This is a genomic window from Streptomyces sp. NEAU-W12 (assembly GCF_026242095.1).
Taxonomy (GTDB): domain Bacteria; phylum Actinomycetota; class Actinomycetes; order Streptomycetales; family Streptomycetaceae; genus Streptomyces.
This window is the reverse complement of record NZ_JAPJDM010000012.1, coordinates 1-24,528: the sequence shown is the minus strand read 5'-3', so window position 1 is coordinate 24,528 and position 24,528 is coordinate 1. Positions and strand designations below refer to the sequence as shown.

Sequence of the window (24,528 nt, the reverse complement as noted above, 5' to 3'; positions counted from 1 at the left end):
GGGCCCGGGCGACGGTGGGGCCATGCCGCAACCGACCTTCCACAGGCGCCCTTCGGCCTCCCGGGACACCCCTCTGTTCACGGTCACCGCCGACACCCTGGTCGCCGTCGACTTCTCGCCGCGGGGCCGAGAGGACGACGGCCGCGCCCGGCGGCGGAGCCCGTACCGCAGCCTCTTCGCGCTGCCCGGCGCCCGCGCGTTCACGGCCTGGAACCTTGTCGCCCGGCTGCCGATGGGCATGTTCAGCGTGAGCGCGGTCATGATGATCGCCGTGACACGGGGTTCGTACGCCCTGGCCGGCGCGGTCGTCGCGACCGGGCTCGCGGTGACCGCGGTGGCCGCCCCCTGGATCGCGCGGCTGGTCGACCGGCACGGGCAGGCCCGTGTCGCCCTGCCCGCCACGGTGTTCGCCGTGCTCGGCTCTCTCGCGCTGCTGCTCTGCGTGCGCCACGGCACCCCGGACTGGACCCTGTTCGCCGCCCACGCCGCCACCGCCACGACGCCGAACACCGGCGGGATGTCCCGGGCCCGCTGGGCGCACCTGCTGAAGGGCCGCACCGGGGCCGCCGGGGCGCTGCACACCGCGAACTCCTTCGAGCAGGCCGCGGACGAGCTGTGCTACATGCTCGGGCCGGTGCTCGCGGCCTTCCTCTGCACGGCGCTCTTCCCGGAGGCGGGCACGCTGGCGGGGGCGGTGCTGCTGCTGACGGGCGTGACGCTGTTCACCGCCCAGCGCTCCACCGAGCCGCCGGCCACCGGCCGCACGCCGGGCGGCCGGGCCCCCTTCCGGGCGCCCGGGATGCGTCCGCTGCTCGTCGTCTGTCTCGCGACCGGCGCGGTGTTCGGCGCGATGGAGGTCGTCACGATCGCGTTCGCGGACGCCCGGGGGCACCGCCCGGCGGCCGGCGCGGTGCTCGCCCTCCAGGCGGCCGGCTCCTTCGCGGCGGGGCTCGCGTACGGGGCGACGCGCCCGGCGGGGTCCGCGTGGTCCCGGCTGCCGTGGTGCCTGGCGGCGATGACCGCCCTGATGGTGCTGCCGCTGCTCGCGGCCTCCCTCAGCGGCTCGCTCGTCCTGCTGGCGGGCACGCTCCTGCCGGCCGGGATGGCCACGGCGCCGACGATGGTCACGGCGATGACCCTGGTCCAGCGCTGCACCCCCGAGGGCCGGCTGAACGAGGGCATGACCCTCGCGGTGACCGGCCTGCTCGGCGGGATCGCCTGCGGCAGCGCGGCCGGCGGCTGGACGGTGGAACACGTCTCGGCGGCGGCCGGGTACGGGGTCCCGGTGGCGGCGGCCGCGACGGCCCTGCTGACCGCCCTCGTCCTGCTCGGCCCGTCGGGGCCCCGCCCGTTCAGCCCTTTCGGCACCGTTCGCCCCGGTCCGCGGTTCGGGCCGTCGAACCGCTCCACCGATTCCCGCGCACCCCATTGACGGCCCCACGGCCCGCACATACCTTCACCGGTCGAAGCGCTTCGACAGATTCCGTTTTCAGTGCGGACCCCGACACGGACCCCGACGAGGACCCCCGATGGTGAAGATCACGGACGTGGCCCGGCGCGCCGGGGTCTCCCCCAGCACGGTGTCGTACGCGCTCAGCGGCAAGCGGCCGATCTCCGACGAGACCCGGCGCCGCGTCCAGGCCGCCGTCCACGAGCTGGGCTACCGCACGCACGCCCGTGGCGCGGGCGGGGCCGGATCGCGGGTGTTGGCGCTGGCGGTGCCGGTGCGTTCCGGTGTCCACGTGCCGGTGGTGACGCAGTTCGCGGTGTCGGTGGTCACCGCCGCCCGCGCCCACGACCACGACGTACTGCTGCTCACCCAGGGGGAGGGCGTGGAGGGCGTCCGGCGGGTGGCGGAGACGGGGCTGGCGGACGGGCTGGTGGTGATGGACGTACAGCTCCAGGATCCCCGGCTGCCGTTACTGCGCACGCTGCCCCTGCCGTCCGTGCTGATCGGCGTCCCGGCCGAACCGGACGGGCTGACCTGTGTGGACCTGGACTTCGGTGCGGCGGGTGAGCTGTGCGTGGACCATCTGGTGCGGCTCGGGCACCGGACGGTGGCGCTGGTCGGCTCGCCGCCGGAGGTGTACGTCCGGCGGACGGCGTTCGCCCGCCGGCTCGTGCAGGGCTTCACGGCCGCGGCGGACCGGCACCGGATCGCCTCCGCGGTGCACCCGTGCGCGCCGGGCCGGGACGCGGCCCGCGCGATCGCCGAGCGGCTGCTGCGCGAGCAGCCCGCGCTGACCGGGGTGGTGGTGCACAACGAGCCGCTGCTCGACCCGCTGATCGACGCCTTCGCGGAACTCGGGGTGCGCGTCCCCGACGACCTCTCCCTCACCGCCGTCTGCCCGGCGCCGGTCGCCGCCTCGGCCCGTGTCCCGCTCACGTCGGTCACCGTGCCGTCCGCCGAGCTGGGCACCCGCGCGGTGCACCTGCTGGTACGGAAACTGTCCGGCGCCCCCGTACCGCAGGCCACACTGCTGCCGCCCCGCCTGACCGAGCGCGCCAGCACGGGGCCGCGTCCGGCGTGACCCGCCCGGCGTGCCACCCGGCCGAGCCCCTTTGCGCGGCCGCGTGACACGCTGCGTGAGCGCATGGCACAGGCCCCGCCGCTGATGCGACGGGGCCTGTGCCCACATGGGGTAAGTGGAGATGGCGGGAATCGAACCCGCGTCCAACGGTGCGGAATCAGGGCTTCTCCGTGTGCAGTCCGCTGTGCTTTTCTCAGCCCCGGAGATCACGCGGACAAGTCTCCGACGGGCTCAGTCACTGTTAGGTTTCCCTCTTCACCCCGTGACCGGGATCAAGGTTTAGTTCCCTGAATGATGCCAGGATCCGGGTCGGGAACACCCCCGGGCTGACACTCCCTTTGGTAGGGGAGCCGCTGCTCGCTACCTGAAGATCAGGCAGCGAGGGCGAGCTCGCCCTGGGAGATGGATCGCTTGGAATTGGCGATTATTTTTTTCGGCCTGTGGTTTACGAGATCATGGCCGCTTCCTCGACACGCTTCCCCTGCTTCGACAGCCGCTGTCGAAACCGATCATCCCCATGTTCATTTCTCAAGGTGTGCACCCGCTGTGAGGTGCGATCCCCATCGTACGTGACCAACGCGGGTCGGTGCCAGCGTATTCCCGCGCGGCCGCTCCGAGGCCTCCGCCGCCGGCCCGGAGGCCGTTCGGGCAGGCCCTCCCTGCCCGGGGTCCGCCCTACGCCCGCTGCTTGCGGCGGACCGCCCTACGCCCGCTGCTTGCGGCGGACCGCCGAGATCGCCCGCTCGGTCTCGCGCCGGTCCTGCTTCTCACGGAGCGTCTGGCGCTTGTCGTACTCCTTCTTGCCCTTCGCCAGCGCGATCTCCACCTTCGCGCGGCCGTCCTTGAAGTACAGGGCGAGCGGCACGATGGTGTGTCCCGTCTCCTGGGACTTGGACTCCAGCTTGTCGATCTCCTCACGATGCAGCAGCAGCTTGCGCTTGCGCCGCGCGCTGTGGTTGGTCCAGGTGCCCTGGCTGTACTCGGGGACGTGCACGTTGTGCAGCCACGCCTCGTTGCCGTCCAGCTGGACGAAGCCGTCCGCCAGCGACGCCCTGCCCTGGCGCAGCGACTTCACCTCGGTCCCGGTGAGGACCAGGCCGGCCTCGTAGGTGTCGATGATGAGGTAGTCGTGCCGCGCCTTCTTGTTCTGCGCGATCAGCTTGCGCCCTTTTTCCTTAGCCATAGTGCAGCCCATTTTGGCACTACGGAGGGGGTCGGCGGAAAGCCGATTCCGACAGCCGTGCCACCGGCCGTGCTACCGGCCGAGTCCGGCGAGGACCGTGCCCGCCCGTTCGACGGCCTGCTCCTCGGCCTCCAGGTCGGGGGTGATGCCCCGGCCGTCGACGCCCCGGCCGGACGGGGTCCGGTAGTGGCCCACGGTCAGTTCGGCGACCGAGCCGTCGGGCAGCCTGCCGGGCATCTGCACCGCGCCCTTGCCGAAGGTGCGGGAGCCCACGACGACCGCCCGTCCGCGGTCCTGGAGGGCGCCGGTGAGCAGTTCGGCCGCGCTCATCGTCCCGCCGTCGACGAGCGCGACCAGGGGTCTGCCGGTGTCTCCGCCGGGCTCGGCGTGCAGGGCGCGCTGCTCGCCCTCGACGTCGTACGTGGCGACCAGGCCGCCGTCGAGGAAGGCGGAGGCCGCGGTGACCGCCTCGGCGACCAGGCCGCCGGAGTTGCCGCGCAGGTCGAGGACGATGCCCGCGTCGGCCGGGGCCCGGCGCACGGCGGCCCGGACCTCGTCGCCGGAGCCCTTGGTGAAGGCGCCGACCTTGACGACGGTGGTCCCGCCGGGGAGTTCGTCGACGGTGACGGTGTCGCGGGAGAGCCTGGCCCTGCGCAGGGTCTCGCTCCACGCGCGCGTGCCGCGCTCCAGGCCGAGGCGGACGGTGGTGCCGGCGGATTCCTCCGTGTCGTCACCGCGCAATAAGGAGACCACCTCGGTGACGGGCCGTCCGTCGACCGGCGTGCCGTCGACGCTGCGCAGCAGGTCGCCCGCACGGATGCCGGCGTCGGCCGCGGGGGTGCCGCCGCCCACCCCGGTCACCTCGATGCGGCCGGACCGCTCCCGGGCCCACAGGCCGACGCCGGTGTAGCTGCCGTCGAGGGTGTCCTCGAACTCCTCGTACTCGCCCGGGGAGTAGACGGCGCCCCACCGGTCCCCGCTGCGGCTGACGGCGCGCCGTGCGGCCTCCACGGGGGACGTGCCCGCGGCCATGGCCTCCTCGGCCGCCTCGGCGACCTCGGCGTGACGGCCGACGGGCGCGGCCGACGGGGTACTGCCGGCGGCGGACTTCCGGTCGGTGGGCGCGGGCAGGTTGCCGGTGGCCGCGCCGGCCACGAGCACACCGGCGAACACCAAGGTCAGGGCGCCCCCTCGGCGGATCCGACGGGGCTCGCAGAACAGGGCACGACCTGACATGCCGGTGAGTCTAGGACAGCGCGAAGGGGCGCACGGTTGGTTGCCCGTACGCCCCCTCTTGGCAAGAGTCACACCTTCAGGTACTTGCGCAGCGCGAAGAAAGCGGCCAGGGCCGGCATCAGCAGACTGGTGGCGAGGATCAGCGGAAGCTTCGTCAGCACCGCGTCCCAGCCGATGAAGTTGATCAGGTTCAGCTTCTCCGACAGCGCCAGTCCGTTGTCGATGATGAAGTACCGGCCGACCAGCAGGAATCCGCAGGCGAGGGTGCCGCCGATGAGTCCGGCGACCGCGGCCTCGGCGATGAACGGCGCCTGGATGTAGAAGCCCGAGGCACCCACCAGCCGCATGATCCCGGTCTCACGCCGACGGCTGAACGCCGAGACACGCACCGTGTTGACGATCAGCATGAGGGCGACGACCAGCATGAGGGCCATCACCGCGCGGGCGGCCCAGTTCATGCCGTTCAGCAGCCCGAAGAGGTTGTCCAGGATGCCCTTCTGGTCCTGCACGGACTGCACCCCGTCCCGCCCGTCGAAGGCGGTCGCGACGACCTCGTACTTCTCCGGGTCCTTGAGCTTGATGCGGTACGACTCCTGCATCTGGTCCGGCGTGAGGGAGCTGGCCAGCGGGGAGTCGCCGAACTGCTCCTTGTAGTGCTTGTACGCCGCGTCCTGGGACTCGTAGGTGACCGAGTCGACGACCGACATCTTCTCCAGGTCGCCCTTGATCTGCCCCTTCTGGTCCTCGGTCACCGCCCCCTTGGCGCAGTTGGGGTCGGACTCGGCGTCACTCTTGTTGCACAGGAAGATGGAGACGTTGACCTTGTCGTACCAGTAGCCCTTCATGCTGGTGACCTGGTCGCTCATCAAGAGCGAGGCACCGAACAGGGCGAGCGACAGGGCGACGGAGACGACGACGGCGAAGGTCATCGTCAGGTTGCGGCGGAGACCGACACCGATCTCCGACAGAACGAACTGGGCGCGCATGGCGTGGGGTTAAGCCTTTCCGTTCCTCGTCAGTGCTGGTAGCCGTAGACGCCGCGTGCCTGGTCACGGACGAGGCGGCCCTTCTCCAGCTCGATGACGCGCTTGCGCATCTGGTCCACGATGTTCTGGTCGTGCGTCGCCATCACCACGGTGGTGCCCGTCCGATTGATCCGGTCGAGCAGCTTCATGATGCCCACCGAGGTCTGCGGGTCGAGGTTGCCGGTGGGCTCGTCGCAGATGAGCAGCTTGGGCCGGTTGACGAAGGCCCGCGCGATGGCGACGCGCTGCTGCTCACCGCCGGAGAGCTCACCGGGCATCCGGTCCTCCTTGCCGCCGAGCCCCACGAGGTCGAGCACCTGCGGCACGGACTTGCGGATCTCGCCGCGGGACTTGCCGATGACCTCCTGCGCGAAGGCCACGTTCTCGGCGACCGTCTTGTTCGGCAGCAGCCGGAAGTCCTGGAACACCGTCCCCAGCTGGCGCCGGACCTGCGGCACCTTCCAGTTGGAGACGCGCGCGAGGTCCTTGCCCAGGACGTGCACCTGCCCGTGGCTGGCCCGCTCCTCGCGGAGGATCAGCCGCAGGAAGGTGGACTTGCCGGAGCCCGAGGACCCCACGAGGAACACGAACTCGCCCTTCTCGACCTCCAGGGTGACATCCCGGAGGGCTGGACGGTTCTGTTTGGGGTAGGCCTTGGAGACGTTGTCGAATCGGATCACTGGTGCACCACGGGTCGCCGGGGGTAGATGTGCGTGACCTTACGCGAAGCGGAAGGCCGCCCGCAGTCACCGGCCGGGGTTGCGCGACACTTGCGCGCTATATGCCGGATGTACACCCGCCGGTGCGCGGGAAGCGCCGGCGGAGGGCGGGCGGGACGGGGCCGGGGCGGGGCAGGACACGGGGGGCCGCGCCGATTCCCGCGGAACCTGGCACAGTGGGACGGGGAACGTTCGCGTCGTCGCGGGCGTTGTACTGACCGGAACCGGCGCGAGGAGGGCGAGCGCATGACGTACGACCGGCTGGTGTGCGCCAACTGCGCCGCACCCGTGAACGAGGGCCGGTGCCCGGTGTGCCGCGCGAACCGTGAGCGGCTGCAGCAGGTGAACTTCTTCGCGGGCCTGAACCCGACGGCACTGATCGCGCTGCTGGTGGTACTGGTCGCGGCGGTGGCGCTGCTCGCCCACCAGACCGCCTGACGGCACACGGCACGGACGGCCGAGGGGCCCGGAGCGCACGCGCCGCTCCGGGCCCCTCGACCTCTGCCCTGCCGTGCGTACGGTGCGTACGCGCGCCGTCACCTTCAGGCAGCGGCACCCGAGCGGTTGCCCGCGAGCCGCGGCAGCACACGGAAGCCGATGCCACCGGCGATCATCGTGGCGGCGCCGATGACCAGGAAGGTCATCTCGGCGGCACCGGTCTCGGCGAGCTCCTCGCCACTGCCCTGGGCCGACGTGGCGGGCTCGTCGCCCGTGTCGGTGAGGGCCGAGGAGCCCTCTTCCTGGGTGGAGGGGCCGGAACCGCCGGCCGGGTCGGCGGCGTTGCCGCCGTTGCCGTTGCCGTTCCCCTTGCCGTCACCGTTGCCGCCACCACCCGGGGTGGTCGGCTCCTCGGTCGGCTCGACGGGCTCCTCCGGCTCGACGGGCTCCTCGGGCTCGACGGGCTCCTCCGGCTCGACGGGCTCCTCCGGCTCGACGGGCTCCTCGGGCTCGACGGGCTCCTCCGGCTCGACGGGCTCCTCCGGCTCGACGGGCTCCTCGGGGTCCTCCGGGATGGTGGTGGGCGGGTCCGTCGGCTCGTCGTCCGAGTCGCCGTCGCCGACCTCGAGGTTGACACCGACGTTGGCACCCTCGTCCCCGAGGCCGGCGCTCACGCCTATGTCGAGGGCGGAGGCCGCGCCGGCGGCGGTCAGCGAGGCGCCGGCCGCGATCACGGCACCGGCCGCGATCCGTGCGACGCGGATGCGCGTCTTCTTGGTCATGTGGTTGCTACCCCCAGTAGCTCATCGTCAGTGAGGCCGCGCTCGGGGCCGTGATCAACAGGGCCGGCTGCCACAGGCAAGCCCCCCCGGTTCACATGCGCCCCAGAGATACGCATGCCGCGCCTCACCCTTCCCATTTTTCAAATGAACGTCAAGGCCGTTGCGTACGCGATGTCCGAGTAAAGGTACTTTGCCGAGAGTTGGAGCTGTGATTGTGATGTAAAACCCCGACTTCTCCGACGCACAAAAAGCAACTGCCGCCACAGGGGCGGCAGTTGCCTTGTCGACAAAGCGCTGTTCGCGCGCGGGGTTACTTCTCCCGCTGCTTGCGCCAGCGAATTCCGGCTTCCAGGAAACCCTGGATCTCACCGTTGAAAACGGCCTCGGGGTTGCCGACTTCGTGCTCCGTGCGCAGGTCCTTGACCATCTGGTAGGGGTGCAGCACGTACGAACGCATCTGGTTGCCCCAGGAGTTGCCGCCGTCGCCCTTGAGGGCGTCCATCCTGGCCTGCTCCTCCTGACGGCGCCGCTCCAGCAACTTGGCCTGGAGGACGTTCATCGCGGTGGCCTTGTTCTGGATCTGCGAGCGCTCGTTCTGGCAGGAGACCACGATGCCGGTGGGGAGGTGGGTCAGCCGCACCGCGGAGTCGGTGGTGTTCACGCCCTGGCCGCCGGGCCCGGACGACCGGTACACGTCCACCCGCAGCTCGGACTCGTCGATCTCGACGTGGTCGGTCTGCTCGACGACGGGCAGCACCTCGACTCCCGCGAACGAGGTCTGGCGACGGCCCTGGTTGTCGAAGGGCGAGATGCGCACCAGCCGGTGGGTGCCCTGCTCGACCGAGAGGGTGCCGTAGGCGTACGGCACCTGCACGGCGAAGGTGGTCGACTTGATGCCGGCCTCCTCCGCGTACGACGTCTCGTAGATCTCGGTCCTGTAGCCGTGCTGCTCGGCCCAGCGCAGGTACATGCGCTGGAGCTTCTCCGCGAAGTCGGCGGCGTCGACGCCACCGGCCTCCGCGCGGATGTTGACGAGCGCCTCGCGCGCGTCGTACTCGCCGGACAGGAGGGTCCGGACCTCCATCTCGTCGAGCGCCTTGCGGACGTTGGTCAGCTCGGACTCGGCCTCCGCGCGGGTGTCCGGGTCGTCCTCCTCCTCGGCCATCTCGAAGAGCACGGCGAGATCGTCGATCCGCCCGCGCAGCGTCTCCGCCTTCCTGACCTCGGCCTGGAGGTGGGAGAGCTTGCTGGTGATCTTCTGCGCCGCATCCGGGTCGTCCCACAGGGAGGGAGCGGCCGCCTGCTCCTCGAGCACGGCGATGTCTGCCCTCAGCTTGTCGAGGTCCAGAACGGCCTCGATCGACTCCATGGTCGAGGAGAGGGACTTGAGCTCTTCGGAAACATCGACGACTGCCACACCCCCAGCGTAACGGCTCGCCCGAGCAGCCCATGCCGGACGCCCGCCCGCAGGGCCTTTCGCGTGCGTCGGGGCAGGTCAGGGCGGCGTGGCGGGGGTCAGGGCGTGGCGGGGGCCGAGTTGTTCGAGTCGCGCGGGTCCGCTCCGGGCCCCTCGTCCGAGGCGGCCAGCCAGGCGCCCGCGCCGACGGCGGCCAGCAGGGTCACCGTCAGCGCGGCGAGGGTCAGCCGGCGCCGCCGGGCGATCGCACGGTTGCGGGCGGAGCCGGGGCGGCGGGCGCCGCTGGCGCGGGGCGCGCGGGCCGTGCCGCGGGCGCCTCCGGCCAGCTCGTCCGGGGCCGGCACCCGCATCGACGTATGGGTGTCCCGGTTGGAGTCGGCCGGCTTCGCTCCCGGCACCAGCGGAACGGCGCCGCGGCGCGGCGCGGGCTCCCCGGCGGCCGGCGCCGGACCGGAGGGCCGGGTCTCGTCGCCCTCCCGCTCCGCCGAGCCGGTGTCCGGCTCGTCCACGTCCAGCGGCGGCATCCCGGCCAGCAGGGGCAGCAGCTCCCGCAGCCGCGCCCCGAGCTCCGAGGCCCGCAGCCGCGAGGCGGGCGCCTTGGCCAGGCACTGCACGAGCAGCTGCCACAGCTCGTCGGGGATGCCGGGGAGCGGGACGACCGACTCCGTGACATGGCGGCGCAGCACCGCTCCGGGATGTCCGCCGCCGAACGGCGTGAAGCCCGCGAGCAGCTCGTACAGGACCGTGGCGAGGGCGTAGATGTCGACCGACGCGCGCGGCGGCAGACCCTCCACGATCTCCGGAGCCAGGTAGTCCGGCGTCCCGATGATCTTCGTGGCACGGGTGCGGCGCGGGGTGTCGATGAGCTTGGCCACACCGAAGTCGGTCAGCAGCGCCCGGTGCGAGCCGCCGGGGCCGAGCGGACCCTGCATGTCCAGCAGGACGTTCTCCGGCTTGACGTCCCGGTGCACGACCCCCGCCGCGTGCGCCGCCGCCAGGCCGTCCGCGACGTCGGCGACGATCGCCACGGCGGCCTCCGGGGCGAGCCTGCGCTCGCGGTCGAGGCGGGTGCGCAGATCCGTACCGCGGACCAGGTCCATGACCAGCGCGAGATCGTTGCCGTCGACCACCAGGTCGCGCACCGCGACGACGTGCGGGTGCTCCAGGCCGAGCAGCGCCGTCCGCTCCTGCACGAAGCGTCCGACGAGTTCCTGGTCCGAGGAGAGGTCCTCGCGCAGCAGCTTGACGGCGACGGGCCCCTCCGGCCCCTCGCCGAGCCACACCGTGCCGGCGCTGCCCCGGCCGAGGACCTGGTGGGCGGTGTACCGGCTGCCGATCTTCCGTGCCAAGACTGCTCCTACCGACGCGTGTTGCCGCCAAAGCTACGCGCCCCGGAAGCCGGCCTTCACCGGGGATCCGGAAATCACCCGCCGGATGTCGACACATCGGCAAACCGGCCGGAAGCGCCCCGGGCCGTCGGCAGCGCCGGACTACTGCGGCAGGTCGGACCCGGAATCGCCCAGCTCCTGGAACCAGCCCACCGTGTTGTCGAACCAGTCGGTGAGCTGGTCCCAGTAGCCCTTGCCGCTGCCGATCCAGTCCTGCAGCGGGCTCAGCTCCCAGATCAGCCAGCTCGCCACGAACAGGATGACGATCGTGAACAGGCAGCCCTTCAGACAGCCGAGACCGGGGATGCGCATCGGGTTGGCGCCGCGCTGCCGGGGCTCGCGCGCGGGGCGTCGCGGCTCCGGCGGCGGGGTGTACCGCTGCGGCTCCGGCTGCCGCGACCGCTGGGGCCGGGGCTGCGGGGGCGGGGGCGGGGCGTACTGCTGAGGCTGCTGCGCCTGCTGGTACGGCTGCTGCCGTCCGGGGCCGGTTCCGGACTGCGGGCGGCGCCGCGGCGGCTGCTGCGGCTGTTGCTGTGGCCGGGCGACCTGCCGCTGGGGGCGGCGGCGCAGCGGGTCCTCACCCGGGTCGACGTACTGGACCTGGGTCTGCTCGTTGCGGTCGCGGGCCGCGCGCATCTGGTTCTGCCAGGGATGCGGGTCGTCGGGGCCGGGCTGTCCCTGGCCGCCCCGGCCCGGCGGGCCGGGCGGTACCGGGGGCATGACGGCGGTCGGGTCGGCGGCGCCGGAGGGGCCGCCCGCGCCGGCGCGGGGGCCGGTCTGCGGCAGGACGCTGGTCGCGCCGTCGGGGTCGTACGCGCCCTGGGTGTGCGGCAGCACCTGCGTCGGGTCGGCGGAACCGGGCGCGCCGGGGGTGCCGGGCACGGGGGCGGGCGCCGGGTCGGGCATGAGGAGCACGCCGACGTTCTCGGCGGCGGAGATCTGCGCGGAGTTCACGTGCACGCCGATGCCGTCGGCGACGACCCGCAGGCCGCGCGCGAGGTTCTCGGCGCTGGGCCGCTGCTCGGGGTTCTTGCTGAGGCAGCGCTCTATGACCGTCCAGAGCGGGTCCGGGACCGTGGAGGGGCGGCGCGGTTCGGCACTCAGGTGCTGGTGCAGCACCTCCAGGGCGGAGCCGCCGGAGAACGGCGGGCGGCCGGTGACCAGCTCGTACAGCAGGATGCCGGCGCCGTAGATGTCGACGGCGGAGGTCTGCGGGCGGCCCTCGGCGGACTCCGGCGCGATGTACGCGGGCGTGCCGACGAACTCGTGGGTGCGGGTCAGCCCCGGGGAGTCGGCCAGCCGGGCGATGCCGAAGTCGGTCAGCATCGGGTGCAGCTCGCCGCCGCCCTGCTGGAGCAGCACGTTGGCGGGCTTCAGGTCGCGGTGCACCACGCCGTCGGCGTGGCTGACGGCGAGGGCGTCGGCGATCTGGGCGGTCATGAGAGCGGCGCCGGCGGGTGTGAAGGGGCCGTTCTCGCGCAGGTAACGGTGCAGGTCGGGGCCCTCGACGAGGTCCATGACCAGCGCCAGCAGATCACCCTCGACGACCAGGTCGCGGACCCGGACGATGTTGGGGTGGGTCAGTCTGAGCAGGACGGAGCGTTCCCTCAAAAAACGCATCACGACGTCCGCGTCGTTCGCGAGCTCCTCCTTGAGGACCTTGATCGCGACGGTCTCTCCCGGCTGACCGGGCACCGCCGCCTCGGCCCCCGCGGTCTCCCGCTGGCGGGCCCGCCAGACGGTGCCCGTGGCGCCGCGTCCGATCGGCTCCTCGAGCAGGTACTTGCTGCCTACCGGCCGCACGTCATGCGCTCCCTGCTGCTTGCTTGGCTGGCGTACACCGTGATGCGTCGTGCTCGGAAATGTTCCGCCCCACTGTAATGCCGCAGCGCGGGACACCGGCCTGACACCGTCGACGACTTCCTTCCCGGTTCCTTCCCGGTTCCTTTTCGGTTCCTTTTCGGTTCCCTCCCCGTCTCCCGTACGGGGCCCGCGGGCCCCACCCCCGTGCGAGGCGACGCGAGGCAACACGTGTGAAGGGAAGACGCCCGACCCGGTCCCTTGGTTGCCGAGGGCCACACGTGACCGATCTCAAGTGGCGGTGGAACGCTCATTCACGGCTCATTGGTCAGGCACTTTTGAGGGCAGAGCCGACCAATCAAGATCATTTGATGCGGGAAGGCGGGCGCGTTGTCGGTGGCAGGTGCGAGGATGCGGGGAGCACTGGCCGTACGTGCGCGTGTGGTGGTGGGGGAAGTCCGCGGTGGGGGACCGCGGGGCGGTCCCGTCCTCCGTACCACGGGCGCTCGCGCAGAAGGGACCGCTCACGGCGATGCAGATCCGGCTGACCGTGGTAGATCCGCTGGGCCCGCTCTCCCCCGCGCGAGGCCATGTGGTCGTCACCGCCCCCGCCGGTACGGCCCTGGCGGCGGTGGCCACCGCGCTGGCCTCCGCGGTCTTTGGCGGCGACAGCGCCTCCGGTTCCCCGGGCTCCTCCGGCGCCCCGGTGCTGTACGCCGGCGACCAGCGGCTGGACGCCCAGCGCTGCACGCTCGGCGAGCCGCCCCTGATCGACGGTGCGGTGCTGGCCGTGGGCGCCCCGGGCCAGCCCGAGCCGCATCCCGAGCTGGACGACGCCCCGACCAGGCTCCACGTCGTCGCCGGTCCCGACGCGGGCGGCGTCCATCTGCTGCACGGCGGTGAGATCCGCATCGGCCGCTCGGCCGACGCGGATGTGCCGCTCGACGACCCGGACGTCTCCCGGCTGCACTGCGCGGTGACGGTCGGCCCGGACGGCAGGGTCTCGGTCGCCGACCTCGGCTCCACCAACGGCACGACCCTGGACGGCCGACGGGTGGGCTCCCGCCCGGTCGCCCTGGCACCGGGCGCGCTGCTGCGGATCGGCGAGTCGGCCCTCCGGCTCACCCCGGCCGCGGGGCCGGGGGCGCGGGCGTGGACGACGCCGGACGGCGAGGGGCACGTCCGCGTGCCGGAGCCGTCCACGGAGCCGCTCACGGGGTCGTCCGCCGAGCCGCTCTCGGGCGCGGAGGCGGGCGCGGGCTCGCAGGCGGGCGCGGGCTCGCAGGCGGCGGCCGTGCGTCCGCCGGACGGCCCGACACACCACGCCCACGGTTCCGCGACGGTCCGGACCACCGGGGAAACCCCGCCGGTACCCGGTCGGGGCAGTGCCCCGGGGGCCGAGAACCGCGGGACGGGCGGTCGGGGTTCGGGTTCGGTCCACGGCTCGGGCTCGGGCGCCGCTTCCGGCTCCCGTTCGGACACGGACACAAACACGGGCTCCGGCTTCGGTCCGGGTTCCGGTTCGGCCTACGGCTCGGATTCGGGCCCCGGCCCCGCTTTCGGCCCGGGCCCCGGCTCCCGTTCGGACACGGGCACGGGCTCTGGTGCTGATGCTGGTGCCGGTCTCGGCTCCGAGACCGACTACGGCTACGGCTACGGCTCCAGAAACACCGATCGCCACGGCGGAAGTACGGTCCACGTGGCCTCCCGGGGCGAGGTGCCGCGGGTCCCCAAGGGGCGCCGGGTGTCGCAGCCGAGGCCGGCCGGCGACGGGCCCGGCCGGGTCTCCGGGGCGGGGGCCGGCACCCACGCGGGTGGTACCGGCGCGCCCGCCGGGTCCGGTGCCGACGGCGGGCTCACCGCCTGGTCCGGCACTCCTGGGAACCGGCCCGCCGACGGCCGCCGGGGCACCCCGGCGCGCGGCACCGGTCCGGCCGAAGCCGACCTCGCGCCGCAGCCCTCCGGTGGACGCCGGCGCGGCGGGCTCTCGGCGTGGGCACGCCGGCTGGCCGGGGGACGTCCGGAGCCGGAGAGCACCGGACCGGACCCGTACGGCGGGGAGGCGTCCGGTGCCGTCCCGGCCGAACCGGCCGCCGCCGCCGCGGCCGGGCCGCCCGAGACCTGGCCCGACCCCGCCACCCTGCTGCTGACCGCCCTGGGCCCCGGCCCCCGCCTGTGGGAGCGCGGACCCGGCCACCCGGAGGCGCTCGCGATACGCCTCGGCACGGCCGACCGGGCGGTGCCCGGCGGTTCGGGCCTGCTGCCCGCCGTACCGGTGACGTCGGGGCTGTGCGAGGTGGGCTCGCTGGGTCTGGCCGGTCCGCGCGAGCGGCTCACCGGGCTGGCCCGCGCGGTCCTGGCCCAGCTCGCCGCACTGCACTCCCCCGACGTGCTCGAGATCGTCCTGATCACCGCCGACCGCTCCCGCACCCTGGAGGAGCGCACCGCGGAATGGGCCTGGCTGGGCTGGCTGCCACACGTACGGCCGGGGCACGGGCAGGACTGCCGGCTGCTCCTCGCCCACGACCGTGAACAGGCGGCGGCCCGCGCCGAGGAGCTGCTGCGCCGCCTGGAGGACCACGACCACGCGTCCCGCACCTCCTCCGCCCCGGCCGCCCCCTCCGGCTCGTCCGTCTCCTCCACCTCGTCCGCCCCGCTCATCCCCGAACAGCCCCGGGCCTCCGGCGCCGACCGGGGTGCCCCCCGGCGCCCCTCCCGGGCCCGGGACGACAGCGCCGGTGGCGGTGCGGCGGGCGGCTTCGCCGGGTCGTACACCGTGGTCGTCCTGGACGGCGACCCCGGGGACCCCGGGGTGCGCGACGCGGTGGCACGGCTGGCGGTGGAGGGGCCGCGGGCCGGGATCCACCTGGTGTGTCTCGCCGAGACGGCCGCCGCCTCGGCCTCCTCCCCGGTGACGAGGACGTACGAGGCGGCCTGCGCGGTGACGCCCGCGTTCCGGGAGTGCGGTGCCGTCGCCCTGCTCAGCGGGGACGTGGCGACCACCCTGCGGCTGCTGCGGGTGGCCGCCACCGGTTCGGGGACGGCACCGGGCCCGGTCGGCCACGGCACGGTGGCCACGGTCGACGCGGTCTCCCCCGCGTGGGCCGAGCGGTTCGCGCGGGCCCTGGCACCGTTGCGCACGGCGGGCGCTCCCGGCACGCGGCACGCGCGTGTGTCGGTGCCGCTGCCCCCATCGGCGCGGCTGCTGGACGAGCTGGGGTTGGCCCGCGCCACCCCGGCCTCGCTGATGGCCCGTTGGGCGGACTCGGCCGACGACAAGGAGCGGCTCGGCGGCCGGGTGTGCGCGGTGCTGGGTGCCGGGCCGCGTGGCCCGGTCTCCGCCGATCTGGTGGCCGACGGGCCGCATCTGCTGGTGGAGGGCCCGTCCGGCAGTGGCCGTACGGAACTGCTCCGGGCCGTCGTCGCCTCCCTGGCCGCGGCCGAGCGGCCGGACCGGCTGGGCATCGTGCTGGTGGACGGCCGCGCCGGCACCACGGACGGCGGCCAGGGCGACGGACTGCGCGTGTGTACGGACGTACCGCACGTCACCACGCATCTCAGCGCCAACGACCCGGTGCGGATGCGGGAGTTCGCCCAGTCGCTGAGCGCCGAGCTGAAGCGGCGTGCCGAACTCCTCGGCCGGTCGGACTTCGTGGAGTGGCACACCGGGCGCGAGCTGTCGGACCGTATGGTCGCCCAGCGCGCGGCCGCGCCCCGCGGCCCCGCGACCGGCGGCGGCGAGCACCGTGGAGACCTGGATTCCCTGCCCAGCAGTTCCACGCTGCGGCTGCGGCCCGGCGCCGCCCGGCGCAGGGCCGAGGCCCCGCCGCCGCTGCCCCGGCTGATCGTGGTCGTGGACGACCTGGACGCGCTGGTCTCCCCCGCACTCGGTTCACCGGGGCGGCCCGCCGCCGGGTCGGTGCTGCGGGCGCTGGAGGCGGTGGCGCGGGAGGGTGAACGGCTGGGCGTGCACCTGGTGTCGGCCACCGGACCCTGTGCCCGTACGGCGGAGACCGAGCCGGTGCGCCGCGCGACCCTGCGCGTGACGCTCGACGCGCCGGCGCCGGGCCGCGGGGCCGGCTCCCCGTTCGAGCCGAACCAGGAGAGCGGGGACGAGCCGGCTCCGGGCCGGGGGCGTCTGGCCCACCCGGACGGCCGGGTGACCGCGTTCCAGGGCGGGCGGGTGACCGGGCGTATCCCGCGCACGGCGACGCTGCGGCCCACGGTCGTGCCGCTGGAGTGGCACCGCATGGGCGATCCGCCGGCCCGCCGCACGGTCAGGGAACTCGGCAACGGCCCGACCGACCTGGCGCTGCTCGCCAGCGCGCTGGAACGCGCGGCCCGCGAGGTCGCGGCCACCGAGGTGCCGTCGCTGCTGTGACCCGGCCCCGGGGAGCGGCGCGCCCCGTTCCCCGGCCGTCACGGCCCTCGCACCAGCCCCACCCGCAGAATCCCTCAACACCCTCAACACCCCTGTGCTCCATGGGTGTCGAGGGCGTACGACCCACTCCCGCGGGTCCGGACGGGACTCCTCCGCCCCGGAGAGTCACGACGCGGTCACGATCCCGGACTTGACACGAGACGCGCTCTTGCCGCCCTCGACCTCACGGGCGTACACCAGAGCGCACGGGACAGTGCTCGGCGTTCGACGAGGTACGAAGAACGGGGCAGTGATGCGCAGGACGAGCAGGATCATCCGGGCACGCGGGTCGTCCGGTACACCCACCGCAACGGCAACTCCCCGCACCCGCAGGGCCGTCAGGGCGGCGGCCGCGATGGTCGCGGGCGTGCTCGCGGTCTCGCTCACCGCGTGCGGGGGCGACGACGACGGCAGCGACGGGCCGGGCGGCGGCACCGACGAGACCGCCTCCACCGTCACCCTTCCCCGGCTCGACGGCCAGAGCCTCGAGGTCGCCGCCGTGTGGACCGGCACCGAACAGGCCAACTTCAAGAAGGTCCTCGCGGAGTTCGAGAAGCGCACCGGCGCGAAGGTGACGTTCGTTCCCGCCCAGGACCCCATCGTCAACTTCCTCGGTTCGAAGATCGCGGGCGGCGCCCCGCCCGACGTGGCGCTGCTGCCGCAGCCGGGCGCCGTCAAGCAGGCCGTGGAGAAGGGCTGGGCGAAGCCGCTGGGCGCCGAGGCGCAGGCGGAGCTCGAGAAGAACTACTCGCAGGGCTGGCAGGACATCGGCTCGGTCGACGGCACGCCGTACGGCGTCTACTACAAGGCCGCCAACAAGTCGCTGATCTGGTACAACGTCCAGGTCTTCGAGAACGCCGGCGCGAGTGAGCCGGCCACCTGGCAGGACCTGCTCAGCACGGCGCGGACGGTCTACGACTCCGGTGTCACCCCGTTCTCGGTCGGCGGCGCCGACGGCTGGACGCTCACCGACTGGTTCGAGAACATCTACCTCTCCCAGGCGGGCCCGGAGAAGTACGACCGGCTCGCCGCGCACGAGATCGAGTGGACGGACCCGTCCGTGAAGGACGCGCTGACCACGCTGGCGGAGATCTGGGGCAAGCCGGAGTACCTGGCGGGCGGCCCGGACGGCGCCCTGCAGACCGAGTTCCCGGCCTCCGTGACGCAGACCTTCACCGGCGGCGACCAGCCCGAGGCGGGCATGGTCTACGAGGGCGACTTCGTCCAGGTGAACATCGGCGAGACCGAGGCGGAGGTCGGTACGGACGCGAAGGTGTTCCCGTTCCCCGCGGTCGGTGACAGCCCGCCCGTGGTGTCCGGCGGCGACGCGGCCGTGATCCTCGAGGACTCGAAGGCGGCGCAGGCGCTGGCGACGTTCCTCGCCTCCCCGGACGCCGCCGGCGTCCAGGCGAAGCTGGGCGGCTACCTCTCGCCGAACAGGAACGTGCCGAACTCGGCGTATCCGAACGAGGTGCAGCGGAAGATGGCCCGGGCGCTCGTCGACGCCGGGGACGACTTCCGCTTCGACATGTCCGACCAGGCCCCGCAGGCCTTCGGCGGTACCCCCGGCAAGGGCGAGTGGAAGGCGCTCCAGGACTTCCTGAAGAACCCGAAGGACGTCGCGGGCGCCCAGCGGCAGCTGGAGGCCGGCGCGGCCGCGGCGTACGGGGACTGAGCCGGCGATGGCGTCGGACACGGCGGCGGGGTCCTCCGGGGCCCCTGCCGCTCGCCAGCCGCGCAGGAGCGTCACCGGCACCCGCACCACCGTGGCGGCGCTGTTCCTGCTGCCCGCGCTGCTGCTGCTCGGTGCGCTCGTGGTCTACCCGATCGGGTACTCCGTCGTCCGCAGCTTCTACGACCGGTCCGGCGACGGATTCGCCGGGTTCGACAACTACCGGGCCCTGTTCACCGACGACGGCATCCGCGCCGCCCTGAGGAACAACGTCGTCTGGGTGGTGTTCGCGCCGACGGTCGCCACCGCGCTCGGCCTGGTCTTCGCGGTGCTGACCGAACGGATCCGCTGGGGAACGGCGTTCAAGCTGGTCGTCTTCATGCCGATGGCGATCTCGATGCTGGCGGCGGGCATCATCTTCCGCCTGGTGTACGACCAGGACCCGGACAAGGGCGTGGCGAACGCGGTGTGGGTGGGCGTGCACGACACCTTCGCCCGGTCGTCGGCGTACCCGAAGGCCCACCCCGGCCGTGAGTCGCCGCTGGAGGCGGCCGGCGGGGGTGCCTTCGTCACCAGGGCGACGGTGAGCGTCGGTGGGACCGTCGCGCTGCCGCTGGTCGGTGTCGCGCCGGGCCTGCTCCCGGACGACGCGGAGCGGGCCGCGCCGCCGAAGCCGAAGGCGGACCGGATCACCGGCACGACCTGGCAGGACTTCACCCGCGGCAAGGGCGTCGGCACGCTGAACGGCGTCGACGCGGACGAGCTGGGCTATCCCGGCATGAGGATCGAGGCGGTCAGGGACGGCACGGTGGTGGAGACGGCCACGGCGGGCGCCGACGGCACGTTCTCCCTGTCGGCGAAGGCGGACGGCGCACGGCTCCGGCTGCCGGCGAGCAACTTCCAGGAGCCGTACAACGGCCTGGACTGGCTGGGCCCGTCGCTGGTCACGCCGGCCGTCGTCGGCTCGTACATCTGGATGTGGGCGGGCTTCGCGATGGTGCTGATCGCGGCCGGGCTCGCGGGCATGCCGCGGGAGCTGCTGGAGGCCGCGCGGGTCGACGGCGCCAACGAGTGGCAGGTGTTCCGGAGGATCACGGTGCCGATGCTGGCGCCGGTGCTCGCGGTGGTCACCGTCACCCTGATGATCAATGTGCTCAAGGTGTTCGACCTGGTGTTCATCATCGCGCCCGGCTCCTCCCAGGACGACGCCAACGTCCTCGCGCTGGAGCTGTACCGCAAGGGCTTCTCCGAGGACCAGCCGGGCATCGCCAGCGCGATCGCGGTGTTCCTGCTGCTTCTGGTGATCCCGGTGATGTGGTTCAACGTGCGGCGGCTGAGGCGGGAGGTACGGCGATGAGCGCGGACGGCGGCAGTGGCACCGGGGCGTCCTCGCCGCCTGCCGGTGCCGTCAAGGCCGGGCGGTCACTGGGTTCGAGGCTCGGCGAGTGGGTGAGCGGCGGACTGGTCCGCGTCTTCCTGACCGTCGTCGGTCTGTTCTGGCTGGTCCCGACGACCGGTCTGCTGCTGGCCAGCCTGCGCACCCCGCAGGACATGGCCGCCGACGGCTGGTGGACGGTGTTCACCGAGCCGTCGCAGCTCACCTTCGGCGCCTACGAGACCCTGCTGGAGAACGACGACATCACCGGTTCCCTGCTGAACACGGTGTACATCACCGTCCCGGCGACGGTGCTGGTGGTGGTGATCGGCTCGCTGGCCGGATACGCCTTCGCCTGGATGGAGTTCCCCGGCCGGGACTGGTGGTTCCTGGGCGTGGTGGGGCTGTTGGTGGTGCCGGTGCAGGTGGCGCTGATCCCGATCGCCGAACTCTTCGGCACCATCGGCGTCTTCGGCTCGGTCGTCGGCGTGGTCCTCTTCCACGTCGGCTTCGGTCTGCCGTTCGCGGTGTTCCTGCTGCGCAACTTCTTCGCGGAGATCCCGAAGGAGCTGCTGGAAGCGGCCCGCCTGGACGGCGCCGGCGAACTGCGCCTGTTCGCCCGGGTGGTGATGCCGCTGGGCGGGCCGGCGATCGCCTCGCTGGGCATCTTCCAGTTCCTGTGGGTGTGGAACGACATGCTGGTCGCGCTGATCTTCACGGACTCCGGGAGCCAGCCGATCACGGTCGCGCTGCAGACGCAGGTACGGCAGTTCGGCAACAACATCGACGTGCTGGCACCGGGCGCGTTCATCTCGATGGTGATCCCGCTGGCCGTGTTCTTCGCCTTCCAGCGGCAGTTCGTCTCCGGCGTGATGGCGGGCGCGGTGAAGTGACGTACCGCGTTTCGGGCCCCGGACGCGACGTGCGCGTCCGGGGCCCGAAACACGGCCGGGACCGGCCCCGGTCCCGTGGGCTACTCGATGACGAGCTCGACCTGGATGTTGCCGCGGGTGGCGTTGGAGTAGGGGCAGACCTGGTGGGCCTGCTCGACCAGCTTGCGTCCGGTCTCCTGGTCCACGGTGTCGGGCAGCTCGACGCGCAGCGTCACGGCGAGCGCGAAGCCCTCGCCCTGCTTGCCTATGCCGACCTCGGCGGTCACCGCGGCCTCGCTGACGTCCACCTTCGCGGTCCGGCCGACCAGGCCGAGGGCACTGCCGAAGCAGGCCGCGTAACCGGCGGCGAACAGCTGCTCCGGGTTGGTGCCCTCGCCGTTGCCGCCCAGCTCCACGGGGGCGCTGAGGCCGAGGTCCAGCTTGCCGTCGGAGGTGACGGCGCGGCCGTCACGGCCGTGGGTGGCGGTGGCGACAGCGGTGTAGAGCGCGTCCATGGGAACCCTTCCCTCTCGAATGACGGTCGTGCGGCAGCCGGCCCGTCGGTGGCCCGGACCTCCGCACGACCACAAGGAAAGCACACAATTAAATTGCACACAACCAAATGGCTCGAAAGAGCTACTCTGGAGCCATGACACCGACCCCGAACGCCGGGCCGGCCCCGGAGCCGGCCGTCGCCGCCTCCCCGGAGCGGGCCGTCGCCCCGCCCCCCGATCCGGCCGGCACCCCGCTGCCCGACTCCCCCGTCGGCGCACTCCGCCTCGACCAGCACGTCTGCTTCTCCCTGCAGTCCGCCTCACGCGCCTTCAACGGCCTGTACCGCGTCCTCCTCAAGGACCTCGGCCTCACCTATCCCCAGTACCTGGTGATGCTGGCCCTCTGGGAGCACGGCACGCTGCCCGTCAAGACGCTCGGCGAGCACCTGCGGCTCGACTCCGGCACGCTGTCCCCGCTGCTCAAGCGGCTGGAGGCGGCCGGCCTGGTCCATCGGGAACGCAGTGCGCGCGACGAGCGCTCGGTGGAGGTACGGCCCACCGGGGAGGGCCTCGCGCTGCGCGGCCAGGCCCTCGACCTCCCGCGCCGGATCGCCACCGCGACCGGATTCGGGCTCGACGAGATCCAGGACCTGAAGGTCCGCCTGGACCGTCTCACCACCGCACTGGACACGGCGGCGGCGAACGGAGCCTAGGATCCTGACGGACGGCGGAGACCGGACGCACGGTGGAGACCGACCACCCACCGCACCGCCACGGGGCCAACGACGAGGGGACGGTCGCACATGACCTGGTTGATCACCGGCGGCGCCGGTTACATCGGGGCGCACGTCGTACGCGCGATGACCGAGGCGGGGGAACGGACGGTGGTGTACGACGACCTGTCCACCGGCATCCCCGACCGCGTGCCGGACGGCGTACCGCTGGTGGTCGGCTCGGTCCTGGACGGCGAACGGGTGGCGCGCGCCCTCGCCGACCACGAGGTCACCGGCGTCGTGCACCTGGCGGCGAAGAAGCAGGTGGGCGAGTCGGTGGAACTGCCCCTGCACTACTACCGGGAGAACGTCGAGGGCCTGCGCGTCCTGCTGGAGGCGGTGACGGCGGCGGACGCGGCGTCGTCCTTCGTGTTCTCGTCGTCGGCGGCGGTGTACGGCACGCCGCCCTCCGGCGCCGGGCTGGTCACCGAGGACACCCCCTGCCTGCCGATCTCCCCCTACGGCGAGACGAAGCTGGCCGGCGAGTGGCTGGTCCGCGCCACGGGGCGGGCGACCGGCCTGTCCACCGCCTCCCTGCGCTACTTCAACGTGGCGGGCGCCGCGCGCCCGGAACTCGCCGACACGGGCGTCCACAACCTCGTCCCCATGGTCTTCGAGAAGCTGACCGCGAACGAGCCCCCGCGGGTGTTCGGCGACGACTACCCGACCCCGGACGGCACCTGCGTCCGCGACTACATCCACGTCGTCGACCTGGCCGAGGCCCACGTGGCCGCGGCGCACGCCCTGCGCACCGCGCCCGGCCGGGACCTCACCCTCAACATCGGCCGCGGCGAGGGCGTCTCGGTCCGGGGCATGATCGACCGCATCAACGCCCTCACCGGCCACGGCCTCCGGCCCACGATCGCCCCCCGCCGCCCCGGTGACCCGGCGAACGTCGTCGCCTCGTCCGACCGCGCCGCCACCGAACTCGGCTGGAAGGCCCGCCACAGCGTCGACGACATGATCACCTCGGCCTGGCAGGGCTGGCAGCGCCTGCACCCGGCGGCGGAGCGCGGCTGAACCGCGCGGATGCCCTCCGCCCCGGCACCTGCCGAGCACGCCGTGGGCGCCGTCGCCGGTTCCGCCGTCGGCGACGCCCCGGGCGGCCCCTTCGAGCCCGGCCCCGAGGGAACCTTCCCGGCTCGGCCCGGCAGGGCCGGCAGCGCCCTCGCCCGGCGGCCGTGCGGCTGAACCCGCCTACAGCGCCCTGAGCGCCGCGGTCGTCGCCCTTGCCAGGGCTGCCAGGTAGCCCTTCGGGAGTTTCGGGTTGCGGATGACCACCGAGCGCCAGTACAGCGGGCCCGAGATCAGGTCGAGGGCCAGGGCGTGGTCGACGCCGGGGCGTACCTCGCCCCGCTCCTGGGCCGCCGTGACGACGCCCTTGGCGACCCCGTCCTGGCCCTCCCGCAGCGCCTTCTGCAGCGCCCCGGCGATGTCGGGGTTGCGGGCGGCCTCGGCCTGGAGGTCGGGGAGGATCTGCGAGGCGACGGGGTGGCGCAGGGCGCGTGAGGTGACCTCGTACAGCAGCCGCAGGTCACCCTCCAGGGAGCCGGTGTCCGGCGCGGGCAGGCCCTGCACGGCGATCGCCGAGACCAGGTCCAGGACCAGGTGCAGTTTGGACCGCCAGCGGCGGTACACGGCGGTCTTGCCGACCCCCGCGCGGCGCGCGATGCCCTCGATGGACATCCGCGCGTAGCCGACGGCCGCGAGCTCCTCGAAGACCGCCGCCCGGATCGCCTCCGTCACGTCCTCGCGCAGTACGGCCGCCCCGGCGGGAGCCCTGCGGCGCGGAGGCGGCTGGGGCTCCTCGGCGTTCGTCGTCATGCGGACCAGCATAGGGCGTGACGACGATACGGACCCGTTCCGACGACGGCACGTGCACCGATCCACCACAGCCAGGCACGAAACCGGGTCCGGCCCGGCCCGGCCGGACCCGGGCCGTTACGACGAAACGGTTGCGTTCCGACGCGCGTTCGGCCTACGCTCGCGTTGCGACGATACGGTGCCGTCCCGACGTGGGTGAACGCGCGACGATGCGCGGGGAAACACCGGGCGGAACCCGGCACCGCACGACCCCGCCGTCTCCCCCACCCCCCTAGCGAAAGCAGCGGATGTGAGTCAGGTCCTCCACACACCGCCTCCCGCACCGGTCCACCCGGCCGCCGAGGACGACCTCCCCGCCCTCGCCGCCCGCCACGGCCTCACGGTCAGCGGCGCCCGCCCCACCCTGCCCGCCTACGTCCGCGAGCTGTGGGCGCGCCGGCACTTCATCCTCGCCTTCTCCCGGGCGAAGCTGACCGCGCAGTACAGCCAGGCCAGGCTCGGCCAGCTGTGGCAGGTGGCCACGCCGCTGCTGAACGCGGCCGTGTACTTCTTCATCTTCGGCCTGCTGCTGGGCGCCCG

General features: G+C 73.1%; 20 protein-coding genes, 1 other RNA gene and 1 pseudogene. 10 read left to right on the top strand and 12 right to left on the bottom strand.

The features are described from left to right. The first annotated feature begins 22 nt into the window (after positions 1–22). Both ORI94_RS16670 and ORI94_RS16665 read left to right on the top strand, forming a co-directional pair. Complete coding sequence (locus ORI94_RS16670) at positions 23–1,432, top strand: MFS transporter (RefSeq protein WP_266076054.1); 1,410 nt, start codon at positions 23–25, stop codon at positions 1,430–1,432. A 97-nt stretch (positions 1,433–1,529) separates the two neighbouring features. Continuing rightward, positions 1,530–2,531 (top strand): LacI family DNA-binding transcriptional regulator, encoded by a 1,002-nt coding sequence (locus ORI94_RS16665; protein ID WP_266076052.1) that lies wholly within the window; start codon positions 1,530–1,532, stop codon positions 2,529–2,531. A gap of 113 nt (positions 2,532–2,644) precedes the next feature. On the opposite strand, the gene ssrA is transcribed toward ORI94_RS16665, so the two are convergent. From ssrA to ftsE, 5 genes are all read right to left on the bottom strand, one after another. Further along, positions 2,645–3,048: a transfer-messenger RNA gene (ssrA, locus tag ORI94_RS16660) on the bottom strand. Positions 3,049–3,234: 186 nt separating this feature from the next. Beyond that, a complete protein-coding gene (gene smpB / locus ORI94_RS16655; RefSeq protein WP_042173215.1) occupies positions 3,235–3,714 on the bottom strand; it encodes an SsrA-binding protein SmpB in 480 nt (159 codons plus the stop codon). 72 nt (positions 3,715–3,786) lie between these two features. Then, positions 3,787–4,950 (bottom strand): S41 family peptidase, encoded by a 1,164-nt coding sequence (locus tag ORI94_RS16650; protein WP_266076049.1) that lies wholly within the window; start codon positions 4,948–4,950, stop codon positions 3,787–3,789. Positions 4,951–5,018: 68 nt separating this feature from the next. Continuing rightward, positions 5,019–5,936, bottom strand: a complete 918-nt coding sequence (gene ftsX, locus ORI94_RS16645) for a permease-like cell division protein FtsX (RefSeq protein WP_042173211.1) — start codon at positions 5,934–5,936, stop codon at positions 5,019–5,021. Between the two features lie 29 nt (positions 5,937–5,965). Continuing rightward, positions 5,966–6,655: a cell division ATP-binding protein FtsE gene (gene ftsE / locus ORI94_RS16640; protein ID WP_042173209.1), complete on the bottom strand. Its 690-nt coding sequence runs from the start codon at positions 6,653–6,655 to the stop codon at positions 5,966–5,968. A gap of 285 nt (positions 6,656–6,940) precedes the next feature. Between ftsE and ORI94_RS16635 the strand changes: the two genes are divergently transcribed. Then, positions 6,941–7,132 carry a hypothetical protein gene (locus tag ORI94_RS16635; protein WP_042173206.1) on the top strand — a complete coding sequence of 64 codons (192 nt, stop codon included), beginning with the start codon at positions 6,941–6,943 and terminating at the stop codon, positions 7,130–7,132. Positions 7,133–7,236: 104 nt separating this feature from the next. Here ORI94_RS16635 and ORI94_RS16630 read toward each other — a convergent pair whose 3' ends face one another. From ORI94_RS16630 to ORI94_RS16615, 4 genes are all read right to left on the bottom strand, one after another. Next, positions 7,237–7,914, bottom strand: coding sequence for a hypothetical protein (locus tag ORI94_RS16630; protein ID WP_266076046.1), 678 nt, complete (start codon positions 7,912–7,914; stop codon positions 7,237–7,239). Positions 7,915–8,224: 310 nt separating this feature from the next. Next, complete coding sequence (gene prfB / locus ORI94_RS16625; protein ID WP_266076044.1) at positions 8,225–9,331, bottom strand: peptide chain release factor 2; 1,107 nt, start codon at positions 9,329–9,331, stop codon at positions 8,225–8,227. A gap of 98 nt (positions 9,332–9,429) precedes the next feature. Continuing rightward, a complete protein-coding gene (locus ORI94_RS16620) occupies positions 9,430–10,680 on the bottom strand; it encodes a serine/threonine-protein kinase (protein ID WP_266076042.1) in 1,251 nt (416 codons plus the stop codon). 141 nt (positions 10,681–10,821) lie between these two features. After that, the gene (locus ORI94_RS16615; RefSeq protein ID WP_266076040.1) at positions 10,822–12,522 is read right to left on the bottom strand and encodes a serine/threonine-protein kinase; all 1,701 of its coding nucleotides are present in this window, start codon (positions 12,520–12,522) and stop codon (positions 10,822–10,824) included. A 529-nt stretch (positions 12,523–13,051) separates the two neighbouring features. Here ORI94_RS16615 and ORI94_RS16610 point away from each other — a divergent pair. Further along, on the top strand, positions 13,052–16,900 hold the full coding sequence (locus ORI94_RS16610; protein ID WP_266076480.1) for an FHA domain-containing protein: 3,849 nt from the start codon (positions 13,052–13,054) through the stop codon (positions 16,898–16,900). 165 nt (positions 16,901–17,065) lie between these two features. Here ORI94_RS16610 and ORI94_RS16605 read toward each other — a convergent pair whose 3' ends face one another. After that, a complete protein-coding gene (locus ORI94_RS16605; RefSeq protein WP_266076522.1) occupies positions 17,066–17,326 on the bottom strand; it encodes a hypothetical protein in 261 nt (86 codons plus the stop codon). Between ORI94_RS16605 and ORI94_RS16600 the strand changes: the two genes are divergently transcribed. Genes ORI94_RS16600 through ORI94_RS16590 form a run of 3 tightly spaced genes read left to right on the top strand, consistent with a single transcriptional unit; the run spans position 17,295 to position 20,879 of the window. Continuing rightward, positions 17,295–18,614 carry an ABC transporter substrate-binding protein gene (locus tag ORI94_RS16600; protein ID WP_266076449.1) on the top strand — a complete coding sequence of 440 codons (1,320 nt, stop codon included), beginning with the start codon at positions 17,295–17,297 and terminating at the stop codon, positions 18,612–18,614. The two genes, ORI94_RS16605 and ORI94_RS16600, sit on opposite strands and share 32 nt — an antisense overlap. A gap of 7 nt (positions 18,615–18,621) precedes the next feature. Next, positions 18,622–19,968 (top strand): carbohydrate ABC transporter permease, encoded by a 1,347-nt coding sequence (locus ORI94_RS16595; RefSeq protein ID WP_266076038.1) that lies wholly within the window; start codon positions 18,622–18,624, stop codon positions 19,966–19,968. Continuing rightward, positions 19,965–20,879 (top strand): carbohydrate ABC transporter permease, encoded by a 915-nt coding sequence (locus ORI94_RS16590; RefSeq protein WP_266076036.1) that lies wholly within the window; start codon positions 19,965–19,967, stop codon positions 20,877–20,879. The genes ORI94_RS16595 and ORI94_RS16590 overlap by 4 nt, the downstream gene beginning before the upstream one ends. 80 nt (positions 20,880–20,959) lie before the next feature. On the opposite strand, the gene ORI94_RS16585 is transcribed toward ORI94_RS16590, so the two are convergent. Then, positions 20,960–21,373: an organic hydroperoxide resistance protein gene (locus ORI94_RS16585; protein ID WP_266076034.1), complete on the bottom strand. Its 414-nt coding sequence runs from the start codon at positions 21,371–21,373 to the stop codon at positions 20,960–20,962. A gap of 134 nt (positions 21,374–21,507) precedes the next feature. Between ORI94_RS16585 and ORI94_RS16580 the strand changes: the two genes are divergently transcribed. Further along, positions 21,508–22,065: a MarR family winged helix-turn-helix transcriptional regulator gene (locus ORI94_RS16580; protein ID WP_266076032.1), complete on the top strand. Its 558-nt coding sequence runs from the start codon at positions 21,508–21,510 to the stop codon at positions 22,063–22,065. A 90-nt stretch (positions 22,066–22,155) separates the two neighbouring features. Then, positions 22,156–23,145, top strand: a complete 990-nt coding sequence (gene galE / locus ORI94_RS16575; RefSeq protein WP_266076030.1) for a UDP-glucose 4-epimerase GalE — start codon at positions 22,156–22,158, stop codon at positions 23,143–23,145. Positions 23,146–23,322: 177 nt separating this feature from the next. Here the strand turns inward: galE and ORI94_RS16565 are convergent, their stop codons facing one another. Beyond that, positions 23,323–23,961 carry a TetR/AcrR family transcriptional regulator gene (locus tag ORI94_RS16565; protein WP_266076028.1) on the bottom strand — a complete coding sequence of 213 codons (639 nt, stop codon included), beginning with the start codon at positions 23,959–23,961 and terminating at the stop codon, positions 23,323–23,325. Positions 23,962–24,238: 277 nt separating this feature from the next. Here ORI94_RS16565 and ORI94_RS16560 point away from each other — a divergent pair. Next, a pseudogene (locus ORI94_RS16560) lies at positions 24,239–24,528 on the top strand (ABC transporter permease); the annotation flags it as partial.

Coding starts and splice junctions, on each gene's coding strand:
- ORI94_RS16670 (WP_266076054.1), top strand. CDS start 23: ATGCCGCAACCGACCTTCCACAGGCGCCCTTCGGCCTCCCGGGACACC.
- ORI94_RS16665 (WP_266076052.1), top strand. CDS start 1,530: ATGGTGAAGATCACGGACGTGGCCCGGCGCGCCGGGGTCTCCCCCAGC.
- smpB (WP_042173215.1), bottom strand. CDS start 3,714: ATGGCTAAGGAAAAAGGGCGCAAGCTGATCGCGCAGAACAAGAAGGCG.
- ORI94_RS16650 (WP_266076049.1), bottom strand. CDS start 4,950: ATGTCAGGTCGTGCCCTGTTCTGCGAGCCCCGTCGGATCCGCCGAGGG.
- ftsX (WP_042173211.1), bottom strand. CDS start 5,936: ATGCGCGCCCAGTTCGTTCTGTCGGAGATCGGTGTCGGTCTCCGCCGC.
- ORI94_RS16635 (WP_042173206.1), top strand. CDS start 6,941: ATGACGTACGACCGGCTGGTGTGCGCCAACTGCGCCGCACCCGTGAAC.
- ORI94_RS16630 (WP_266076046.1), bottom strand. CDS start 7,914: ATGACCAAGAAGACGCGCATCCGCGTCGCACGGATCGCGGCCGGTGCC.
- ORI94_RS16610 (WP_266076480.1), top strand. CDS start 13,052: ATGCAGATCCGGCTGACCGTGGTAGATCCGCTGGGCCCGCTCTCCCCC.
- ORI94_RS16600 (WP_266076449.1), top strand. CDS start 17,295: ATGGTCGCGGGCGTGCTCGCGGTCTCGCTCACCGCGTGCGGGGGCGAC.
- ORI94_RS16595 (WP_266076038.1), top strand. CDS start 18,622: ATGGCGTCGGACACGGCGGCGGGGTCCTCCGGGGCCCCTGCCGCTCGC.
- ORI94_RS16590 (WP_266076036.1), top strand. CDS start 19,965: ATGAGCGCGGACGGCGGCAGTGGCACCGGGGCGTCCTCGCCGCCTGCC.
- ORI94_RS16585 (WP_266076034.1), bottom strand. CDS start 21,373: ATGGACGCGCTCTACACCGCTGTCGCCACCGCCACCCACGGCCGTGAC.
- ORI94_RS16580 (WP_266076032.1), top strand. CDS start 21,508: ATGACACCGACCCCGAACGCCGGGCCGGCCCCGGAGCCGGCCGTCGCC.
- galE (WP_266076030.1), top strand. CDS start 22,156: ATGACCTGGTTGATCACCGGCGGCGCCGGTTACATCGGGGCGCACGTC.
- ORI94_RS16565 (WP_266076028.1), bottom strand. CDS start 23,961: ATGCTGGTCCGCATGACGACGAACGCCGAGGAGCCCCAGCCGCCTCCG.